The 19,357-nt window shown below is 69.0% G+C and carries 22 protein-coding genes; 15 read left to right on the top strand and 7 right to left on the bottom strand.

Annotated elements, in window-relative coordinates; genetic code table 11:
* Nucleotides 1-59: 59 nt before the first annotated feature.
* Both HUS23_05645 and HUS23_05640 read right to left on the bottom strand, forming a co-directional pair.
* On the bottom strand, nucleotides 60-1,022 hold the full coding sequence (locus HUS23_05645; protein ID QKT03321.1) for a c-type cytochrome: 963 nt from the start codon (nucleotides 1,020-1,022) through the stop codon (nucleotides 60-62).
* 23 nt (nucleotides 1,023-1,045) lie between these two features.
* Nucleotides 1,046-1,687, bottom strand: a complete 642-nt coding sequence (locus HUS23_05640; protein ID QKT03320.1) for a cytochrome c4 — start codon at nucleotides 1,685-1,687, stop codon at nucleotides 1,046-1,048.
* A 321-nt stretch (nucleotides 1,688-2,008) separates the two neighbouring features.
* On the opposite strand from HUS23_05640, the gene HUS23_05635 reads away from it, so the two are divergent.
* Nucleotides 2,009-2,170: a response regulator transcription factor gene (locus HUS23_05635; GenBank protein QKT04992.1), complete on the top strand. Its 162-nt coding sequence runs from the start codon at nucleotides 2,009-2,011 to the stop codon at nucleotides 2,168-2,170.
* A gap of 51 nt (nucleotides 2,171-2,221) precedes the next feature.
* Here the strand turns inward: HUS23_05635 and HUS23_05630 are convergent, their stop codons facing one another.
* On the bottom strand, nucleotides 2,222-2,518 hold the full coding sequence (locus HUS23_05630; protein ID QKT03319.1) for a DUF1540 domain-containing protein: 297 nt from the start codon (nucleotides 2,516-2,518) through the stop codon (nucleotides 2,222-2,224).
* 148 nt (nucleotides 2,519-2,666) lie between these two features.
* On the opposite strand from HUS23_05630, the gene HUS23_05625 reads away from it, so the two are divergent.
* The gene (locus HUS23_05625) at nucleotides 2,667-3,320 is read left to right on the top strand and encodes an NAAT family transporter (protein QKT03318.1); all 654 of its coding nucleotides are present in this window, start codon (nucleotides 2,667-2,669) and stop codon (nucleotides 3,318-3,320) included.
* 8 nt (nucleotides 3,321-3,328) lie between these two features.
* On the opposite strand, the gene rdgB is transcribed toward HUS23_05625, so the two are convergent.
* From rdgB to HUS23_05605, 4 genes are all read right to left on the bottom strand, one after another.
* Nucleotides 3,329-3,934: an RdgB/HAM1 family non-canonical purine NTP pyrophosphatase gene (gene rdgB / locus HUS23_05620; GenBank protein ID QKT03317.1), complete on the bottom strand. Its 606-nt coding sequence runs from the start codon at nucleotides 3,932-3,934 to the stop codon at nucleotides 3,329-3,331.
* A gap of 11 nt (nucleotides 3,935-3,945) precedes the next feature.
* Nucleotides 3,946-4,665 carry a ribonuclease PH gene (rph, locus tag HUS23_05615; protein ID QKT03316.1) on the bottom strand — a complete coding sequence of 240 codons (720 nt, stop codon included), beginning with the start codon at nucleotides 4,663-4,665 and terminating at the stop codon, nucleotides 3,946-3,948.
* 119 nt (nucleotides 4,666-4,784) lie between these two features.
* Complete coding sequence (locus HUS23_05610) at nucleotides 4,785-5,642, bottom strand: serine/threonine-protein phosphatase (GenBank protein ID QKT03315.1); 858 nt, start codon at nucleotides 5,640-5,642, stop codon at nucleotides 4,785-4,787.
* A 5-nt stretch (nucleotides 5,643-5,647) separates the two neighbouring features.
* On the bottom strand, nucleotides 5,648-6,580 hold the full coding sequence (locus HUS23_05605) for a serine/threonine protein kinase (GenBank protein ID QKT03314.1): 933 nt from the start codon (nucleotides 6,578-6,580) through the stop codon (nucleotides 5,648-5,650).
* Between the two features lie 89 nt (nucleotides 6,581-6,669).
* On the opposite strand from HUS23_05605, the gene HUS23_05600 reads away from it, so the two are divergent.
* The 13 genes from HUS23_05600 to mshL all read left to right on the top strand — a co-directional run bounded on the left by HUS23_05600 (nucleotide 6,670) and on the right by mshL (nucleotide 19,311).
* Nucleotides 6,670-7,545: a YicC family protein gene (locus HUS23_05600; GenBank protein QKT03313.1), complete on the top strand. Its 876-nt coding sequence runs from the start codon at nucleotides 6,670-6,672 to the stop codon at nucleotides 7,543-7,545.
* A gap of 13 nt (nucleotides 7,546-7,558) precedes the next feature.
* The gene (gene gmk / locus HUS23_05595; protein QKT03312.1) at nucleotides 7,559-8,194 is read left to right on the top strand and encodes a guanylate kinase; all 636 of its coding nucleotides are present in this window, start codon (nucleotides 7,559-7,561) and stop codon (nucleotides 8,192-8,194) included.
* Nucleotides 8,195-8,399: 205 nt separating this feature from the next.
* Complete coding sequence (rpoZ, locus tag HUS23_05590) at nucleotides 8,400-8,669, top strand: DNA-directed RNA polymerase subunit omega (protein ID QKT03311.1); 270 nt, start codon at nucleotides 8,400-8,402, stop codon at nucleotides 8,667-8,669.
* 10 nt (nucleotides 8,670-8,679) lie between these two features.
* Nucleotides 8,680-10,815: a bifunctional GTP diphosphokinase/guanosine-3',5'-bis pyrophosphate 3'-pyrophosphohydrolase gene (gene spoT, locus HUS23_05585; protein ID QKT03310.1), complete on the top strand. Its 2,136-nt coding sequence runs from the start codon at nucleotides 8,680-8,682 to the stop codon at nucleotides 10,813-10,815.
* A gap of 39 nt (nucleotides 10,816-10,854) precedes the next feature.
* Nucleotides 10,855-11,241, top strand: coding sequence for a RidA family protein (locus HUS23_05580; GenBank protein ID QKT03309.1), 387 nt, complete (start codon nucleotides 10,855-10,857; stop codon nucleotides 11,239-11,241).
* Nucleotides 11,242-11,260: 19 nt separating this feature from the next.
* Entirely contained in the window at nucleotides 11,261-13,339 is a 2,079-nt protein-coding gene (gene recG / locus HUS23_05575; protein ID QKT04991.1) for an ATP-dependent DNA helicase RecG, read from the top strand.
* A 49-nt stretch (nucleotides 13,340-13,388) separates the two neighbouring features.
* Complete coding sequence (locus HUS23_05570; GenBank protein QKT03308.1) at nucleotides 13,389-13,946, top strand: chorismate lyase; 558 nt, start codon at nucleotides 13,389-13,391, stop codon at nucleotides 13,944-13,946.
* A 115-nt stretch (nucleotides 13,947-14,061) separates the two neighbouring features.
* Nucleotides 14,062-14,886 (top strand): 4-hydroxybenzoate octaprenyltransferase, encoded by an 825-nt coding sequence (ubiA, locus tag HUS23_05565; protein QKT04990.1) that lies wholly within the window; start codon nucleotides 14,062-14,064, stop codon nucleotides 14,884-14,886.
* Between the two features lie 181 nt (nucleotides 14,887-15,067).
* Complete coding sequence (pilM, locus tag HUS23_05560) at nucleotides 15,068-15,946, top strand: pilus assembly protein PilM (GenBank protein QKT03307.1); 879 nt, start codon at nucleotides 15,068-15,070, stop codon at nucleotides 15,944-15,946.
* Complete coding sequence (locus tag HUS23_05555; protein ID QKT03306.1) at nucleotides 15,943-16,542, top strand: PilN domain-containing protein; 600 nt, start codon at nucleotides 15,943-15,945, stop codon at nucleotides 16,540-16,542. The genes pilM and HUS23_05555 overlap by 4 nt, the downstream gene beginning before the upstream one ends.
* Nucleotides 16,539-17,174: a type II secretion system protein M gene (locus HUS23_05550; protein QKT03305.1), complete on the top strand. Its 636-nt coding sequence runs from the start codon at nucleotides 16,539-16,541 to the stop codon at nucleotides 17,172-17,174. The genes HUS23_05555 and HUS23_05550 overlap by 4 nt, the downstream gene beginning before the upstream one ends.
* A gap of 28 nt (nucleotides 17,175-17,202) precedes the next feature.
* On the top strand, nucleotides 17,203-17,514 hold the full coding sequence (locus HUS23_05545; protein QKT04989.1) for an MSHA biogenesis protein MshK: 312 nt from the start codon (nucleotides 17,203-17,205) through the stop codon (nucleotides 17,512-17,514).
* 12 nt (nucleotides 17,515-17,526) lie between these two features.
* Complete coding sequence (mshL, locus tag HUS23_05540; protein QKT03304.1) at nucleotides 17,527-19,311, top strand: pilus (MSHA type) biogenesis protein MshL; 1,785 nt, start codon at nucleotides 17,527-17,529, stop codon at nucleotides 19,309-19,311.
* Nucleotides 19,312-19,357: the final 46 nt, after the last annotated feature.

Below are 19,357 nucleotides of genomic sequence, written 5' to 3'. Positions count from 1 at the left end.
CACGACGCAAGGCGTGGCGACACCTCCCTGTGTCGCACCAACCGCCGTACGGAGGTTCCTCAGCGCGCCGCGGTCTCGCGCAGCGGGTTGGGATAGGACTTGGTGCCCAGCACGTGGCCGTCAATTTCCTTGCCGTAGTAGCACTGCTCGTCGGCATGGAACACGTCGTGCGTGTGCGCCAGGGTCTTGTCGAAGCGTGGGTCCTGCGGGCGCTCGTGGCTGTTGATGTAGGCGGCCACGTCCCAGGCCTCCTGATCGCTCAGCGTGCCCGGCTTGCCCAGCGGCATGTTGTGCTTGATGAAGCTCGCGGCGGTGTTGATGCGGTGCATGCCGGCGCCGAAATTGTAGGAGTTCTCACCCCACAGCGGCGGGAACACCACCTTGCCCTCGACCTTCTGGCCCTCGCCGTCGGCCCCGTGGCAGATCGCACAACTGGCTTCATACACGCCCTTGCCGCGCCGGATATCCGGTTCCTGCGCGGGCTTGGCGACCGTCGGATAGCCGCGGCCCTCGAGCGGAATGCCGGTCGGCGCGCCGGTGGACATCCAATACATGTAGGTCATCAACGCCGTCATCTCCTTGCTCGAGGGCGGCGGCGGTGTGCCGTTCATGCTGAACTCGAAGCAGCCCGCGACACGCTCTTCGTTGGTGTTGACCTTGTCGTTCTTGCGCCGGTAGGCCGGATACATCGTGTAGGCGGCCCACATCGGCGAGGAGTCGGCCTTGCGGCCCCGGTCCAGGTGGCAGTTGACGCAGTTCATGTCGTTGCCGACGTACTTGCCGCGCAGCTGCTGCGTGTCCACGAACAGGCTCTCGCCGTAACGCACCATCTCGCCGAATCCGTCGTCCGGGATTCTGTCATCGCTGATGGGCTTGAACTTGACGGCCCCGTCGGGCGTCTCGGGCAGTTCCACCTGGTAGTCGAGAACCTGCTCCTCGTCGGCGTGCAGGGGCGCCTGCAGCGCCAGGCCGAGCACGCCGACGACCAAGGCGCGAAAGGTGAGGTTGTTTACGCTCTTCATGCTTGCTCCCGAATCGGTGACCATCAGCGCCGTGCCTCGAGACTGGCCAGGTAGTTGGCCACCGCCTCGATCTCCTCGTCCGACAGCCGCTCGGCCACCACTTTCATCAGCTCATCCGGATCATTGGTCCGCTGTCCGTTTTTCCAGGCCTGGAACTGGGCCTTGATATAGGCCGCATGCTGTCCGGCGAGCGCCGGGAAGGACTTGCCGACGCCACGCGCCCCCGGGCCGTGACAGGCAACGCAGGCGGGAACGTCTTTGTCCCAGTTGCCGATCAGCGTCAGGCGCTCGCCGAGTGCCGCCGCCTCGCCCTCGGGCTTGGCCGCGGTCACCGGCGCCTGCTGCGCGGCGTAGTAGGCCGAGACGTTGGCCATCTCCTCGTCGGTGAGCGCCGCGGCGAACGGCGCCATCACCGGGTTCTTGCGCGTGCCCGCCTTGTAGTCCTGCAGCTGCTTTACCATGTGCTCTGCATCGAGGCCCGCCAGTCGCGGAAAGCCCGCCGCGGCGTTGCCGGCCCCCTGCGCGCCGTGGCAGCTTACGCACGCGAGTGCGCCCTTGCCGTTACCCTGCATCACGATCTGCTCGCCGGCGGCCACATCTGCGCCCACCGCCGGCCCTGCCAGCAGAAGGCTCGCGCCCGCCGCTGTCAGCCAGTACTTGAACATAGAGAGGAACCTCTTCGGTTTCTTGCCCCGCCGGCGCGCGGTCGACGAGGGCGCGGGAGAGAAGCACCCGTACAAGGGCTGCCGAATATTAGCAAATTATGATACTGCTCGCGTGGCCGCAGCCGGGAAAACGACGGGCGAATTGACGGCCGGCGGCAGAACATCTGCCGCCGGCGCCCGACGGTCAATGTGTGGTCTGGATTCCACTGCTAGCGACTGCATCTCGCGATTGGCCGTAGGGCTGGCCACGGGCGGAGCAGACGCACCCGATGCGCCTCCGGGATTTGTTGTGTGGGTCATGAGGTGGATCAGCACCACTGGATGATCGCCGCGGGCGCCAATCTGAGCACCATCGCCGACCGCATGTCCCTGAGTGCCAAGACCATCAGTTCGTACAAGGCGCGGGTGATGCGCAAGCTCGGGGTAAACAGCAATGCCGAACTGATCCGCTACGTGCTCGACCACGGCTTGATCACCGACTGAAGGCGGGCGCGGCACCAGCGCTCGCCGGCGCCGGCCGCCGTTGAGGCTGCGTCAGCGCGCCTCGAAGGTCAGGCAGTTGATGGAGGCGTCGCGGTGGCCGACCTGGATGGCGTCGGCGCCGCACTCGTAATCGTCGTTGTAGCGGCAGGCCTCCACCTTGCAGGCACCCACGCCCGCCGCCGAGGGACCGCTGCGGGTGTGGCGGCTGCTCTGCAGGAAGGTGTCGCAACCGGGGTGGATGCCGTCGCCGACCGTGATGGCGCGGGCATGGCAATGGGTATCGACGTTGTAGGCGCAGTCGTTTACCGAACAGGTTTCGACCGCGGGCATCTCGACGCTGATCTTCATAGTGCCCTCCTTGGCGCGTATAAATCATCGGCGGGCAGGGGGCCCGCCAGAGAAGTTTAGTCTCTGGTGGGCGGCCGGGCCGGGCGGTGTCCCGCCCGGCGGGGGTTTGTTAAGGTCTTGCGCCAGGCACTGGACGAAGGAGGGCGGGGTGGGGGCGTTGTTCGAGTATCTGATCATCACGATCATGGCGGTCTTCGTGATCGTCAATCCGCTGACCACCGCGTTCGTGTTCGCCGCCTTGCTGCCACGGGCCGCCGAGCCGCGTCGCCGCCTAGTGGCCAAACGCGCCACCATCGTCGCTACGGTCATCTTCTTCGTGTTCGCCACCCTCGGCGGCGTGATCTTCCAGCTGTTCGGTATCACCCTCGCCGCGTTTCGGATCGCGGGCGGGGTGATCCTGTTCGGGATCGCGATGAACATGATCCGCACGCGGAATCATTCGGCCGAGGAGGAGGCGCGCGAGAAGAAGGGCGATCTGGTGGACGACGTCTCGGTGGTGCCGCTGGCGATTCCCTTCATCAGCGGCCCGGGGTCCATCGCGACGGTGATGATCCTCACAAGCGAGGCGCCCGACGTTTACCACTTGGCGTTGGTCTACCTGGCCGTGGTGATCACCACGGCGACCTGTTACCTGACCATGGTGCACTCGCGCTACATCGTGCAGCGCCTGGGGGATACCGGCATGGATATTATGACCAAGGTGTTCGGCCTGATCCTGGCGGTGATCGCGGTGCAGTTCCTGATCAACGGCATCGGCGAGGCCGTCGGCGACTTTATGGCGCGGCGCATGTTGGCCGCCTGAGCGGCTCGCTATGCGGCGGGGGGCGGGGCAGCGCCGAGCGCGGCGGCGAGCTTACGCAAGGCCTGCCCCCGATGGCTGAGGGCGTTCTTCTCCTCGGGCGTCAGTTCGGCGGCCGAGATACCCCGCCCCAGCACCTCGAACACCGGGTCGTAGCCGAACCCGGCCGCGCCGCGCGGGGCCGGCAGGATGCGCCCCTCCCAGGTGCCTTGGCAGATGACGGGCGTCGGGTCCTCGGCATGGCGCAGGTATACCACCAGGCACTGAAAGCGCGCGCCGCGCCGCTCCGGCGGTACCCCCTCCAGGTCGGCGAGCAGCTTGGCGAGGTTGTCCGCGTCGCCGGCGCCGGGGCCGGCGTAGCGCGCCGAATAGATGCCGGGCGCCCCCTTAAGGGCGTCGACCTCGATGCCGGAGTCGTCCGCGAGGGCGGGCAGCCCCGTGTGTGCGGCGGCTTGGCGCGCCTTCAAGATGGCGTTCTCGACGAAGGTCAGGCCGGTCTCCTCGGCCTCCGGCACCGCGAGCTCGGTCTGCGGGACGATGTCGAGGCCGAGCGGTGTCAGCAGGGCGGTGAGCTCCTGCACCTTGTGGCGATTGCCGCTGGCGAGGACGACGCGCATCCAGCCAGCCGCTAGCCGGCTGCCAGCGCGGCGCGCTGCAGGTCGAGTAGCTGCGCGATGCCGCGCGCGCCCAGCTCCAGCATGCCGGCCAGATCTTCGGCGCTGAAGGCGACACCCTCGGCGGTGCCCTGGATCTCGATGAAGCCGCCTTCGGCATTCATCACCAGGTTCATGTCGGTGGCGCAGCTCGAGTCCTCGGCGTAATCGAGGTCGAGTACCGGTTGGCCCTGGTGCACGCCCACCGATACCGCGGCGACCTGGGTATGAAAGGGGGACTGCTTGAGCTTGCCCGCCTTGATGAGACCGGCGACGGCATCGGCCAGCGCCACATAGCTGCCGGTGATGGCGGCGGTGCGGGTGCCGCCGTCGGCCTGCAGCACGTCGCAGTCGAGGACGATGCTGCGCTCGCCGAGGCGCTTGAGGTCGACCGCCGCGCGCAGTGAGCGGCCGATCAGGCGCTGGATCTCCAGCGTGCGCCCGCCTTGCTTGCCGCGCGCGGCCTCGCGCCCGGTGCGCTCGCCCGTGGCGCGCGGGAGCATTCCGTATTCGGCCGTAACCCAGCCCTGGCCGGTGCCCTTGAGCCAGCGCGGGGTGCGCTCGTCCACCGTCGCGGTGCACAGCACGCGCGTGTCGCCGAACTCGATGAGTACCGAGCCTTCGGCGTGCTTGGTGTAGTGGCGGGTGATGCGGACGGGGCGTAGCTCGTCGGGGGATCGGCCACTTGGGCGCATAAGCTCCTCACTGGGATTTCGCGGGAAACCGGCCATTATACGCACCCGCGCCGACGGATGTCCGGCGACAGCGGGCGATGTCGCGGTCAGGTCGGGGTGGCGTGACGCAGGCCTTCCCTTCAGTCCTTCTTCATCTCGCGCGCATAGCGTCGGATGGCGTTCTCGATCTCCTCGATCGCGCCGTCGAGCTCGCGTGGGTCGGGGGTGGGCTTGCCATGCCGATCGGTGCGGCGCGATGGGGCGGCGCCCTGCCAGCGCAGCGCCAGCGCGCTGATGTTGTCGCAGCGCGGGTAGGCGTGCTGCTCGGCCTGCTCGGCCATGCGGTCCAGGGCAAGCTCCAACGGGCCTTCGGCGAGCATGGCGCCCATCCGCGCGTCGTCCACGCCGCCCCACAGCCCGTCCGAGCACAGCAGCAGCACGTCCCCCGGTTCCACGCGTACCGGCGCGTGGAACTCGATCACGGGCTGCTCGGCGCATCCGATGCACTGCGTCACGTAGTTGCGCATCGGATGGCTGTGACGGCGCTCGCGCGAGATGAGCCCGTCGCGGTAGAGCTTCTCGACGTAGGAATGGTCATCGGTGCGGTACAGCGGCAGGCCCTTGCGGAACAGGTACAGCCGACTGTCGCCCGCATGCGCCCAGCAGGCGTGGCCTTCGCGCAATAGGCACAGCACGGCGGTGCTGCCCGGGCGCACCGGCGGCTGCTGACTCTCGCCCCAGGCCACGATGCGCCGGTGGGCGTCCTCGATGATGCCGGTGAGAAAATCCTCCGGGGCCTGCAGCAGATCCTGGCCGGTGAGGAAGTCCCGCCGCGCCACATCCACCAGCAGTTGCGCCGCCAGTTCGCCGCCTACCTGACCGCCCATGCCGTCGGCGAGTACCAATAGCACCCCGTCATCGCGTTCGATGTAAGCGAAGCGGTCCTGGTTGGCGGCGCGGTTGCCCAGGCGGCTCGCTTGGCCGAGTTCGTAGCGCATGCGGCTCAGCCCTTGATCCAGGAGAAGCTGCCGGCCAGGCGCCCGAGCATAGTGTCCGGCTCCTCGGTCTGCGGTAGCGTATCGACCGGGAGTACCTCCAGCAGTTCGTCGACGTTCTGCGGGCGCAGCATGGGGTCGACCTCCATCGCCCAGTCCACCGCGCGCAGCAGATCACCGCTGTAGCGGCGGCGGTACAGCTCGGCGGCGGGACGCATGGTGTCGTGTTCGAAGCGCTCCTTGGACGAGGGCGGCGTTTGTCCCGCCATGCAGGTGCGCAGGGTGGCCCCAATGGCGTAGATGTCTGACCAGGGCCCGAGATAGCCGCTCGGGTCGAGCTGCTCGATGGGGGCAAAGCCCGGGGTGAGTACCTGGGAGGCCTGATGGCGGCGGCTGTGCATCATCTCGTGCACCGCGCCGAAGTCGAGCAGCAAGGGGCTGCCCCCCTGGCGCAGGTGGATGTTGCCGGGCTTGATGTCCAGGTGCAGCAAGCCGCGCGAGTGGATCACCTTCAACCCTTCCAGCAGCGGCGGGAACACCGTGCGCAGAAAGGTCTCGCTAAGGCCCTTGCGGCGCTTGATATAGTGCTGCAGATTGTGGCCCGGCATGTAGGTCATGACCATATACACCGTGCCGTTGGCGCGGAAGCAGCTGGTCACGTCTACGATGTTGGGGTGCTTGAGCTGGGCCAGCGTGCTGGCTTCCTGGAAGAACAGGCGGCGCCCGTGCGCGAGGCGCTCGGCGGTGGCGTCGTCGATCGGTGCCACCGAGAGGTCCGGGGCGCGCGTGGCGAGCTTGCTCGGCAGGTATTCCTTCAGCACCACCTCGGTGCCCTGCGCGTCCAAGGCCAGATAGACGACGCTGAAACCCCCGCCGCCCAGCGTGCGTTGCACCGTGTATTGATCGACTTGGGTTCCTGCGGGGAGGCTGAGATTGTTCATGTTTGCGCGTGCGGCTATTTTCGCGGAGAGTACCACAGCGCGGGGGCCGCGGGCGGGGCCGGCACCCGGATCTCGATCGAGGAGCTCGGATGGTTCACAGCATGACGGCGTTCGCGCGCGAGGAGGCGCAGGGCCCCTGGGGGGCGCTCGCGCTGGAGTTGCGCGCGGTCAATCACCGTTATTTGGAGGTGGCGCCGCGCCTGCCCGATGAGCTGCGTCTGCTGGAACCCGAACTACGTGCCCGCATCCAGGCGCGTCTGGCACGCGGCAAGGTGGATTGCACGTTGCGCTACAGCCCGCCGGATGCGCTGGCGGTCGGAGCGCCCGCTCAGGCGCTCGATACCGACCATGCCGAGCGCGTTGCGGCGTTGCTCGCCGAGTTGCAGCGTATCGTCCCCGGGCTCACCGCGCCCGACGCGCTCGCCGTGCTGCAGTGGCCCGGGGTGCTGAAGCCGCCCACACCGGATCTTGCGACGGTGCAGGCCGCGGCCCTGGCGCTGCTCGACCGGGCCCTGGAGGGTCTGCGCAGCGCGCGCGCCCGCGAGGGCGCGGAGCTTGCGCGCCACATTCAGGCGCGCTGCGCCGCCATGCGGGAGGTGGCCGAGGACGCGCGTGCCCGCTTGCCGGCGGTGTTGGCGGCGGCGCGCGAGCGCCTGCGCGCCCGGCTGGAGGAGGTGCGGGGCGAGCTGGAGCCGGGGCGGCTCGAGCAGGAGATGGTGCTGATGGCGCAGCGCCTGGACGTGGACGAGGAACTGGCGCGCCTAGCCACTCATCTCACCGAGGTCGAGCGGGTACTGGGCGAGGAACGCCCCGTCGGGCGGCGGCTCGATTTCCTCATGCAGGAGCTCAATCGTGAGGCCAATACGCTCGGCTCCAAGTCGTCCGACATCGCCATGACGCAGGCCGCTGTCGAGCTCAAGGTGTTGATCGAGCAGATGCGCGAGCAGATACAGAACATCGAATGAGGAATCCCTACGCATGAACGTCGCAGCCGAGTCGACTCACGCCCCCGGCGTGCTGTTCATCGTGGCCGCACCGTCAGGCGCCGGCAAGACCAGTCTGGTCCACGCCCTGCTGCGGGCGACGCCCGGGCTGTCGTTGTCGGTCTCGCACACCACGCGCGCGGCGCGCCCGGGCGAGCAGGACGGCGTGCACTACCACTTCGTGGATCAGGCGCGCTTCGACGCCATGGTCGCGGCGGGGGAGTTTCTCGAGCACGCCCGCGTGTTCGACAATTGCTACGGCACCTCGCGCCAGGCCGTGGCCGACGCCCTGCAGGCCGGCCAGGACGTGGTGCTCGAGATCGACTGGCAGGGCGCGCGTCTGGTCCGCGCGGCCTTGCCCGCGGTCGGTATTTTCGTCCTGCCGCCCTCGCGTGAGGCGCTGCAGGCGCGCCTGCGCGGCCGCGGCCAGGACAGCGAGGACGTGATTGCGCGGCGCATGCAGGATGCGGTCAACGAGATGTCACACCACGACGAGTTCGACTACCTGGTGGTGAACGACGATTTCGACATCGCGCTCGCCGAGCTGCAGGCCATCGTGCGTGCCGCGCGCCTGCGTGCCGATGCCCAGCGCGTGCGCCATGCCGCCCTGATCGCCGAGCTGCTGAGTTAGTTGAAGGTCTGAATCAATCCGTCGGGGATTGCCCAGACCACAAGCGTGGTTTTCGATCGTCTTCGTGATCCACGGCCTGCGCGCTCCGGTCTGCTGCGTTCAGGACGGCGCGGCGTGCCCCCTGGCGGCGCGGCGGCGCTTTCAGTACACTTTGCTGCCATTTTAAGTCCGTGCCCGTCCGCGGCGCGCGAACACCGGAGGTTCAATGGCCCGCATCACCGTCGAAGACTGTCTGGATAATGTCGATAACCGCTTCCAGCTGATCCTGGTCGCCACCAAGCGCGCCCGTCAGCTCGCCATGGGACAGGACGCGCACATCGACTGGGAGAACGACAAGCCCACCGTGGTGGCCCTGCGTGAGATCGCCGAGGGTTACGTCGGTCCCAAGATCCTCGATGAGGACGACGCCCCGGTCGTGGAGATGGAAGAGAGCGAGCCGGAGGAGCTGCTGCCCCAGCCGCCGCAGGAATCCTGACGCGGCTGCCATGAACCACCCGCGGGCGCCCGTCTTCTATATCAGCGATTTATGCGCCATGCTCGAGACCTATCTCGAGCCGGCGCAGGTCGCGGATGTATACCGGGCGTACCTGTTCGGCGCCGAGGCCCACGAGGGCCAACACCGGATGTCGGGCGAACCCTACATCTACCACCCGCTGGAGGTCGCGCGCACGCTCGCCGAGATGCGCATGGACCACCAGAGCATCATGGCGGCCATCCTCCATGATGTGATCGAAGACACCCCCACCGCCAAGGAGCACCTTGCGGACGAGTTCGGCGAGGAGGTGGCGGAACTCGTCGACGGGGTCAGTAAGCTCACCACCATTCGCTTCGAGAGTCGGGCCGAGGCGCAGGCGGAGAACTTCCGCAAGATGATGCTGGCGATGGTCAAGGACATCCGCGTGATCCTGATCAAGCTGGCCGACCGCCTGCACAACATGCGCACCCTGGGCGTGATGCGCCCGGAGAAGCGCCGCCGTATCGCGCGCGAGACGCTGGAGATCTACGCGCCGATCGCCAACCGCCTCGGCATGAACCGCATGCGCCTGGAGCTCGAGGAGCTCGGCTTCGCCGCGCACTATCCGTTGCGCTACCGCATCCTGTCCGATTCCCTGCGTCGCGCGCGCGGCAACCGCAAGGAGATCGTCACCCGCATCGAGGACTCCATCAAGGAGCGCCTGCGCCAGGAGGCGGTGGAAGGGCAGGTGATCGGGCGCCAGAAGCACCTCTACAGCCTGTACCAGAAGATGGTGAAGAAGCGTCTGTCGCTGGCGGAGGTGACCGACGTGTACGCCTTTCGCATCGTCACCGACAGTGTGGACGCCTGCTACCGGATCCTCGGCGTGGTGCACAACCTTTATAAACCGGTGCCGGGCCGCTTCAAGGACTACATCGCCATCCCCAAGGCGAACGGCTACCAGTCGCTGCACACCTCGCTGTTCAGCCCCTTCGGCGTGCCTATCGAGGTGCAGATCCGCACCCGCGAGATGGACAAGGTGGCCGAGGCGGGCGTGGCGGCGCATTGGCTGTACAAGAGCCGCGAGGCCGGTACCAGCACCGCCCATGCGCGCGCCCGCGAGTGGCTGCGCGGCCTGCTGGAGATGCAGCAGAACGCAGGCAACTCGCTGGAGTTCCTGGAAAACGTCAAGATCGATCTGTTCCCCGACGAGGTCTACGTGTTCACGCCCAAGGGCGAGATCATGGAGTTGCCGCGCGGTGCCACCGCGGTGGACTTCGCCTACGCGGTGCACACCGACGTCGGCAACGCCTGCGTGGCGGTCAAGATCGACCGGCGCCTGATGCCGCTGCGCACCGCACTGCACAACGGCCAGACGGTGGAGATCATCACCTCGACGGGGGCGCGCCCCAACCCGGCGTGGCTGCATTTCGTCACCACCGCCAAGGCGCGTTCGACCATCCGCAGCTTCCTCAAGAACCTGAAGCGCGATGAGTCGGTGATGCTGGGCCGGCGCCTGCTCGACAAGAGCCTGTCAGCGTTCGCCACCTCGCTGGAGGACGTGCCCGAGGCGCGCGTGTTCGCGGTGCTGAAGGAGCTTCAGATCAAGGGACTGGACGACCTGCTGGAGGAGATCGGTCTCGGCAACCGCATGCCGGTGCTGGTGGCGCGCGCCATCGCCGCCGGCCAGCCGGAGGAGGCGGTCGCGCCGCCGGCCTCGGGCGAGCCGCTCGCGATCAAGGGCACCGAGGGCATGGTGCTGACTTACGCCAAGTGCTGTCGGCCCATCCCCGGCGACCCGATCCTCGGTTTCCTGAGCGCCGGGCGCGGCATCGTGATCCACACCCAGAACTGCAAGAACATCGCCGACTTCCGGCAGCGGCCCGAGAAGTGGATCGACGTGCAGTGGGAGCCGCAGGTGACCGGCGAGTACCCGGTGGAGCTGCGCGTCGAGGTGATGAACCAGCGCGGTGTGCTCGCCACGGTGGCCGCGGCCATCGCCGACATGGACGCCAACATCGACACCGTCAACGTCGAAGAGCGCGACGGCACCCACAGCACGCTCACCTTCACCGTGCTGGTGCAGGGCCGTGCGCACCTGGCGCGTATCATGCGCCGGATTCGTCACATCGAGCACGTCGTGCGCCTGACGCGCGCGCGCGGCTAACCACGCACCACGATAAGCAGAACGCCGGAGGCCTCAGCCATGTCCCAGCGCCAGATCATCCAGACCGACCGCGCGCCGAGCGCCATCGGCACCTACTCGCAGGCCGTGCGCCACGGCAGCACCGTCTATTTGTCCGGTCAGATTCCGCTCGATCCTGCCACCATGAACCTGGTGGGCGGCGACATCGGCGCGCAGATCCGGCGCGTGTTCGACAACCTCGCCGCAGTGGCCGAGGCCGCCGGCGGCAGCCTTGCCGACCTGGTCAAGCTCAACGTCTATCTCACCGATCTGGCCCATTTCCCGGTGGTCAACGAGGTCATGGCCGAGTACTTCAGCGCGCCGTATCCGGCGCGCGCGGCCATCGGCGTCGCCGCCCTGCCCAAGGGCGCCGCGGTGGAGATGGACGGGATCCTCGAACTCGGCTGAGGCCGTGCACACCGCGGCGCTGGACGCGGCCGCGGCGCCCGTCACACAGCTGAAGGGCGTCGGCCCGCGCATGGCCGAGCGCCTCGCCCGGCTCGATCTGCACACCGTGCAGGATGTGCTGTTCCACCTGCCGCTGCGCTACCAGGACCGCACCCGCGTGGCCCCCATCGCCACCCTGCGGCCCGGCGATCAGGCCGTGGTGCAGGGCGAGGTGCGCGCGGCGCAGGTGCGCTTCGGGCGTCGGCGCATGCTGCTGGTGCGCATTCAGGACGGCTCGGCGCTGCTTACCCTGCGCTTTTTCCACTTCTCCGCCGCCCAGCAGGCCAATCTCGCGCGCGGCGTCACGGTGCGCTGCTACGGTGAGGTGCGCGCCGGTGTCGCGGGGCTGGAGATGATCCACCCGGAGTATCGTCGCGTGGCGCCCGACCAGGAGGCGCCGGTCGAAGAGCGGCTGACCCCGATCTACCCGGCCACCGAGGGGCTCAGCCAGCCCGCCTTGCGCGCCTTGGCGGGGGAGTCGCTGCGCTTTGGCGGCGGCCCGGCGCACAGCCTGGTCGAGTGGCTGCCTCCCGTGGTGCGGGCCGAGCTCGCGCTGCCCTCGTTGGCCGAGGCGGTCGCGCTGCTGCACGGCCCACCGCCCGACGTGAGCGTGCAGGCGCTGGAGGAGGGCCGCCATCCGGCCCAGCAGCGCTTGGCTTTCGAGGAGCTGCTCGCCCAGCACTTGTCGTTGCGCGCGCTGCGCGATCGGGTGGAGCGGCTGACGGCGCCCGCTTTCGGGGCCCCCGGCGAGGTCACTCGGGCCTTCCTGGCGGGCCTGCCGTTCGCGCTGACCGGCGCCCAGCGGCGGGTGATCGACGAGCTCGCGCGCGACCTCGCGCGCGCGGTGCCCATGCACCGCTTGGTGCAGGGCGACGTCGGCTCCGGCAAGACGGTGGTGGCGGCGGCGGCGCTGGCGCGCGCGGTCGATGCCGGCTGGCAGGGCGCGCTGATGGCCCCCACCGAGCTGCTGGCCGAGCAGCACGCGCGCAACCTGCGCGCCTGGTTCGAACCGCTGGGGGTGCCGGTGGCGTGGCTGGCGGGTCGCGCCCGCGCGCGTGAACGCCAAGCCGCGCTGGCGGCGCTGGCCGAGGGCGCGGCGCCGCTCGCGGTGGGCACCCACGCGCTGTTCCAGGAGGAGGTCGCCTTTGCGCGCCTCGGCCTGGTGGTGATCGACGAACAGCACCGCTTCGGCGTGCATCAGCGCCTCGCGCTGCGCGAGAAGGGCGCGCGCGAGGGGCTGCACCCACACCAGCTGATCATGACCGCCACCCCCATCCCACGCACCCTGGCCATGACCGCCTATGCCGATCTGGAGGTCTCCGTGATCGACGAGCTGCCGCCGGGACGCACGCCGGTGGAGACCGTGGTAGTGCCGGACGCTCGCCGCGAGGACGTGGTGGCGCGCGTGCGCGAGGCGTGCGCGGCCGGGCGCCAGGCGTACTGGGTGTGCACGCTCATCGAGGAATCCGACGCCCTGCAGGCGCAGGCCGCCGAGGCGACCGCCGCGCTGCTCACCGAGGCCCTGCCGGAGCTGCGCGTTGGGCTGGTGCACGGGCGGCTGAAGAGCGCCGACAAGGAAGCGGTGATGGCGCGCTTCAAGCAGGGCGCGCTGGATCTGTTGGTGGCCACCACCGTGATCGAGGTCGGTGTCGATGTGCCCAATGCCAGCCTGATGATCATCGAGAACGCCGAGCGTCTGGGGCTGGCGCAGCTGCATCAGTTGCGGGGGCGGGTGGGACGCGGCGCCGCGGCCAGCGCGTGCGTGCTGATGTATCATGGCCCACTTTCCGCGCTGGCGCGCGAGCGCCTCAGCACCCTGCGCGAGACCAATGACGGGTTTGCCATCGCCCAGCGCGACCTGGAGCTGCGCGGGCCGGGCGAGGTGCTCGGCACCCGCCAGACGGGGATGCTACAACTGCGCATCGCGCGCCTGGAGCGCGACCAGGCCTTGCTCGAGCGGGTGCCGGCGGTCGCCGAACGGCTGCGCACCGAGTATCCCGCGCACGTGCCGCCGTTGGTGCGGCGCTGGGTGCCCGGCGCGGTGTACGCCGGCGTGTAAGCCGGCATCCGCGATACTGACATCGACGACACGGTTTCCCTGACACCGCATGAGCACCTTCCGCGACGGGCGGTCTGCCCGCTGGTCTCCTCCCTCCCGGCTGCCGCGCCGGCGGCTGCCCGCCGGCGCCGAGGGCTGGTTGACCAGTACCGACTCGCTCACCCGCCGCGTGGCGGAGGCCTGCGGCGGCGCGGGATTTCGGGTCGCGCTGCTCGGCCAACGACGGGTGCGCCCGCGCGAGGACGAGCGGCGCCTGCTCGGCATGGGCCGTGGCGAGCAGGCCTTGCTGCGCGAGGTGTTCCTGATGTGCGGCTCGACCCCGTGGGTGTACGCCCGCACCGTGATCCCGCTGCGCAGTCTGCGCGGCGGCCTGCGCCGCCTCGCGCATTTGGGCGAGCGATCCCTCGGCAGTGTGCTGTTCGCCGATCCGGCCACGCGCCGCGAGCGGGTGGAGTACGGCGCGCTGGCCGGCGCCGATGCGCCGGCGGGGGCCCGGCATGATGCCGCACTTTGGGGCCGCCGCTCGGTGTTCGTGCTGCGCGGACGCCGGTTGTTGGTGAGCGAATTCTTTTTGCCGGTGGTGTGGGAGGGCAGGCGTGAGAACTAGTGTATGGGCCGCCAAGAGCAAGCAGTGGCGGCGCAACGCGAAGCTGACTTGGCGGGCGCACGGACAACCGCGCTGGGAGGTGGCGCGCGAACGGCTGGGCCAGTACGGGCGGCTGATGCGTTTGGACCGCCCGATCGGCATCTACCTATTGCTTTGGCCCACCCTCTGGGCGCTGTGGATCGCCGGCGAGGGGCGGCCCGACCCCTGGGTGCTGCTGGTGTTCGTGGCGGGCGTGGTGCTGATGCGCTCGGCCGGCTGCGTGATCAATGATTACGCGGACCGCAATATCGACCCCCACGTGGCGCGCACCCGCGAGCGCCCGCTCGCCACCGGCGCGGTGAACGGGCGCGAGGCGCAGATCCTGTTCATCGTGCTCGTCGTCACCGCGTTCGCGTTGGTGCTGACCCTCAACCGCCTGACCATTCTGCTGTCCGTCGGCGGCCTCGTGCTGGCCGCGGTGTACCCCTTCATGAAGCGCTACACGCATTTGCCGCAGGTGGTGCTGGGCATGGCCTTCGCCTGGGCGGTGCCGATGGCCTACGCGGCCCAGACCGGCGCCGTCGCGCAGGAGGCGTGGTTGCTGTACTTGGCCACGGTGGCGTGGACCGTGGCCTACGACACCGCCTACGCGATGGTGGATCGGGCCGACGATGCACGGATCGGGGTGAAGTCCACGGCCCTGCTGTTCGGCGACATGGATCGGGTCGCGATCGGCGTGCTGCACGCCTTCGCGTTGCTCACGCTGGCGGTTGTCGGGCTGCGTGTCGAACTCGGGGGGTACTACTACGCGGGGCTCGCCGTGGCCGGCGCGCTCGCCGTGTATCAGCAGTTTTTGATCCACCAGCGGCAGCCTAAGGGTTGTTTCGCCGCTTTTCTCAACAACCACTGGTTGGGGCTGGCGGTGTTTGCGGGCTTGGTGCTGGATTATCTGCGCGGCTGACCGGAACTGTGAACCAGTTCCTGTAATTGACAGGCCGCGGCCGCTATGGAAACCTACGCCGCATCGGACGGAGTAAGTTTTCTTTCGCTGGGACGCGCAAGGCATTGACTCTCATTCGGAGGCGCGTCTGTCCGTCTTTTCCCAATCCAAGCGGCACCGTCACACCCAGGTCGGCGTCGCCTTGCACCCCGACGGGGTGGCCCTGGTCCAGTTGGGGGCCCGCCAACACCCGCCGCGTCTGCTGAACACCCATTTCGAGAGCTGCGCGCCGCAAGATCGTCCGGCGGTCCTGCGGCAGACGGTGCGTGCCTTGCATCTGAATGGGGCGCCGTGCGTCTGCGTGCTCGCGCCGGGAATGGCCGGCGTGCTGCGGGTGGAGGCCCCCGACGTGCCGCCCGATGAGATCAGGGCGGCGGTGCGTTGGCGGGTGAAGGACATGCTCGAGTTCCACGTCGACGACGCGGTGCTCGATGTGTTCGACGTACCGGGCCAGAAGGTGCGCGGCCCCGGGCGCGTCATGTATGTGGTGGCCGCGCGCCGCGCGCTCGTCGAGGCGCAGATCGAGGCCGTGCATGGGGCGGGACTGCAGCTCACCGCCATCGACATTCCCGAGATGGCGCAGCGTAACGTCGCGGCGGCCTTGCCCGACGACGCGGGCGGCGTGGCGATGCTGTCGCTCGGTGCGCGCGCGGGACTGATCACCCTGACCCAGGGCGGAACGCTGTACCTCGCCCGCAGCCTCGAGTTCGGCTATGCGGACCTGAACGCCGCCGAGCGCGGTACGGCGGCTCGGGAGCAACTGGTCCTCGAGGTGCAGCGTTCCCTGGACTACTACGAAAGCCACTTCAGCCAGCCGCCGATCGGCAGCTCAGTGCTTGCGCCCACCGAGGAGGCCGTGGATGGGCTGGCCGAGGCCATGGGGGATGGGCTCGCGGTGCCGGTGCGCGGCTTGGCGCTGGATGAGTTGGTCGCCGCCGACCAGGCGCCCCCGGCGCGTGATCAGGCGCGCTGCCTGGCGGCGCTCGGCGGCGCTTTGCGCAGCGAGGCGCGCGTGCTGTGACTACCCAACAGATCAACCTCTACCAGCCGGTGTTGCGCAAGCAGCGCAAGCTGCTGTCCGCGGCGACGCTGGTGCAGGGCACCGCATTGGTACTGGTCGGCCTGCTCGCGATTTATGGCTACGGGCTATGGCAGGTGCGGGCTCTCGAGCAGCAGGTCGCGCACGCGGCGCAGCAGCAGGGCGAGCGCGCGCGCCAGCTCCAGGCCCTGGCGGCCCTGGCCCCGGCGCGCGGCGAAGACACCCTGGCGCGCTCTGTGGAGGCCGCTCAAGCGGATACCGCCGGCATGCGGCGCCTGCTCGAGGTGTTGAGCGGCACGACGCGCGAGGGGCGCGGCTTCGGCGATCACCTCGAGGGCTTGGCCCGTCAGCGGGTGGACGGCCTGTGGATTACAGCCGTGCGGGTGCGCCAGGGGGGCGCGGCGCTGGAGGTGCGCGGCAGCGCGGTGCGCCCTGAACTGGTGCCGCGCCTGGTGCAGCGCCTCGGTCGCGAAGCGGCCTTCCGTGGCATGGAGTTCGAGGTGTTCAGCCTGCAGCGCGCCCCCGACGGGGGGCATGTCGATTTCGTGCTGCGCACCCATGCAGGAGAGGCAGGATGAAGCCGAGCCATCTCTTACAGCGTTTCGAGGCCTGCACCCTACGCGAGCGCGCCTTGATCGCGCTCACGGTTCTGGTGCTGCTCTATGTCGCGTGGCATGGCTGGCTGATGGCGCCGCTGAACGCCCATCAGGCCACCCTCAGCACGGAACTCAAGCGCTTGCAGGGCTCCATCGCGGCAACCGACGCGGAAATCGCGCGCTTGGCGCGCGGCGACAACGGCACGCGTGAGGCCATGCGCGAGCGCCTGGCGCGCGAGCAGGCCGTGCAGGCACAGCTCGAGGCCCGCCTGGAGGCGCGCTTTGCGCATATGGTCGATCCGGTGCAGATGGCGCGCCTGGTGGAGGAGGTGTTGGCCCGCCAGAGCGACCTCACGTTGCTCGGTCTTCAGAGCCTGCCGGTGCGCGCCCTGGGGCGGGGCGAGGCGGACGGGGCCCACGTGTACCGCCACGGTCTCGTGGTGGAGTTTGAAGGCTCCTACCTCGGGGCGCTGCGCTACCTGCGCGCCTTGGAGGGGCTGCCTTGGGGCTTCCATTGGGAAGCGGTCGAATTCGAGGTGTTGGAGCATCCGCGCGGGCGCATGCGCATCACCCTGCACACGCTCAGTCTGCGCGAAGGGTGGATCGGTGTTTAGCGTGCGGGTCTGCCTCATGGTCGCCCTGCTGCTCGGCGCCCCGGGAAGCGTCGGTGCCCAGAGCCTGCAGGATCCGACCCGCCCGCCGGCGGGCGAGCGCGCCGGTGGGGCGCCGGCCGCGGTGCCGGCACCGGCCGGCGATTGGGTACTCAGTTACACCCTGGTCAGCGGGGAGCGCGCGGTCGCCATCATCAATGGCGAGCGGGTGCGCCCGGGCCACCGCGTGGCGGGGGCGCGTGTCGAGCGCATCCTGCCGGGCGAAGTACAGCTGCGACACGACGGCCGCCTGATCACGTTGCGGCTCACCCCTTCGGTCAAGACGTCGCCGAACAACAAGTAGGAACAGAGACTCATGACCCTGCCCAACCCCAAGGAGCTGCCGTCCGTGCCGGCCCCCGCGCCAGCGTCGACGTCATACCAACCGCACCGCGTCGGCATGGCGTTGGCGCTCGGCGGGCTGCTGCTCGCCGGCTGCCAGACCGTTCCCGAGCGGGAGGCCCCGCGCGGCGCGCAGGCTGTGCTGGCGGAGATCGACCAAGCCCTCGAGCGCCCGCCGGCGCCGGAAGGCGGCACCGAGCCGCCGCCGGAGGTGAGCCAGGCGCTGTTGCCGCCGCTGCAACTCGCCACCCCCGGCGCGCGCAGCGAGGAGGTCGAGAGTCGCTTCGACATCAAAGTCAGCCGGGCCCCGGCGGCGGAGTTCTTCATGGGGCTGGTGGAGGGCACGCGCTACAACATGGTGGTCCATCCGCAGGTCGCCGGGGAGATCACCATCGACCTGAAGGACGTTACCGTCCCCGAGGTGATGGAGCTGGTGCGCAGCGTGTACGGTTACGAGTTCCAGCGCACGGCGAACCACTACCAGGTGCTGCCGGCAGGCTTGCGCTCGCGCGTGTTCCAGGTCAATTACCTCGACATCACGCGTGCGGGCAGTTCGCAGACCCGCGTCAGCTCCGGGCAGGTGTCCGATACGCGGCGCAGCCGCGGGCGGGGGCGTCCCTTCGGCGCACTGACCGCCGACGACCTGGACGATGATCGCGGCACGCTGTCCGGCAGCCGCATCGACACTCAGAGCGAGTCCAATTTTTGGCTGGAGCTCGAGCGGGCGCTGGCGGCGCTGGTGGGTAACGGCGACGGCCGCAACGTGGTGGTGAACCGCAAGTCCGGGGTGGTGGTGGTACGCGCGCTGCCGGAGGACTTGCGGGCGGTGGAGGAGTTCCTGCAGGCCACCCAGGCGACCGTGCAGCGCCAGGTGATCCTGGAGGCCAAGATCATCGAGGTGGAGCTCTCGGAGGGCTTCCAGACCGGCATCAACTGGGCCGCCATCGGCACCAGCCGCGGCCGCACCGCGGTCGGCGGGCAGACCGGCGGCAGCACCATCTTCAATCTGGGCGAGAGCAACACCGCCGGTCAGAGCGGCGTGTTCAATCCCAACGACCCGACGCTCCCGCGTGACTTGGTGGCCAGCGCCTTCGGCGGCGTGTTCGCGCTGGGGCTGAACACCAACAGCTTCACCGCCTTCCTGGAGATGCTGGAGACGCAGGGGCAGGTGCACGTGCTCTCCAGCCCGCGCGTCTCCACCGTGAACAACCAGAAGGCGGTGATCAAGGTCGGCTCCGACGCCTTCTTCGTCACCGACGTGCAGACCAATACCTTCCTCGGCACCACCACGGCCACCAGCCAGAACGCGAACGTGGAGCTCACGCCGTTCTTCTCGGGCGTCGCGTTGGACGTGATTCCACAGATCAGCGCCGACGGGGACATCATCCTGCACATCCACCCCACGGTCAGCGAAGTGAGCGAACAGATCAAGGATATCGGCATTGCGACCGACACCACCTTGAGCGTGCCGCTCGCGATCAGCAGCATCCGGGAATCGGACACCGTGGTGCGGGCGCGCAACGGTCAGGTGATTGTGATCGGCGGCCTCATGCAGACCAGCACGCGCAACGAAGTGGCCGGCGTGCCAGGCCTCAGTCGCCTGCCGGTGGTGGGCGGGCTGTTCCGGCACACGCGCCAAGTCGCCCGCAAGAGCGAGTTGGTGATTCTTCTGCAGCCGACCGTGGTGGAGGGCGATGCACAGTGGGCGCAGGAACTGCAGCGCTCCTCGGACACCATCCGCGGCCTGCATCGGCGCTAGGCGAAGCCGCCGTGCGCCGGCGCGCGGCGCATCCCCGGCAGGATTG

The organism is Ectothiorhodospiraceae bacterium 2226 (assembly GCA_013348725.1).
Lineage (GTDB): Bacteria > Pseudomonadota > Gammaproteobacteria.
This window is presented reverse-complemented; position numbering and strand designations above follow the sequence as displayed.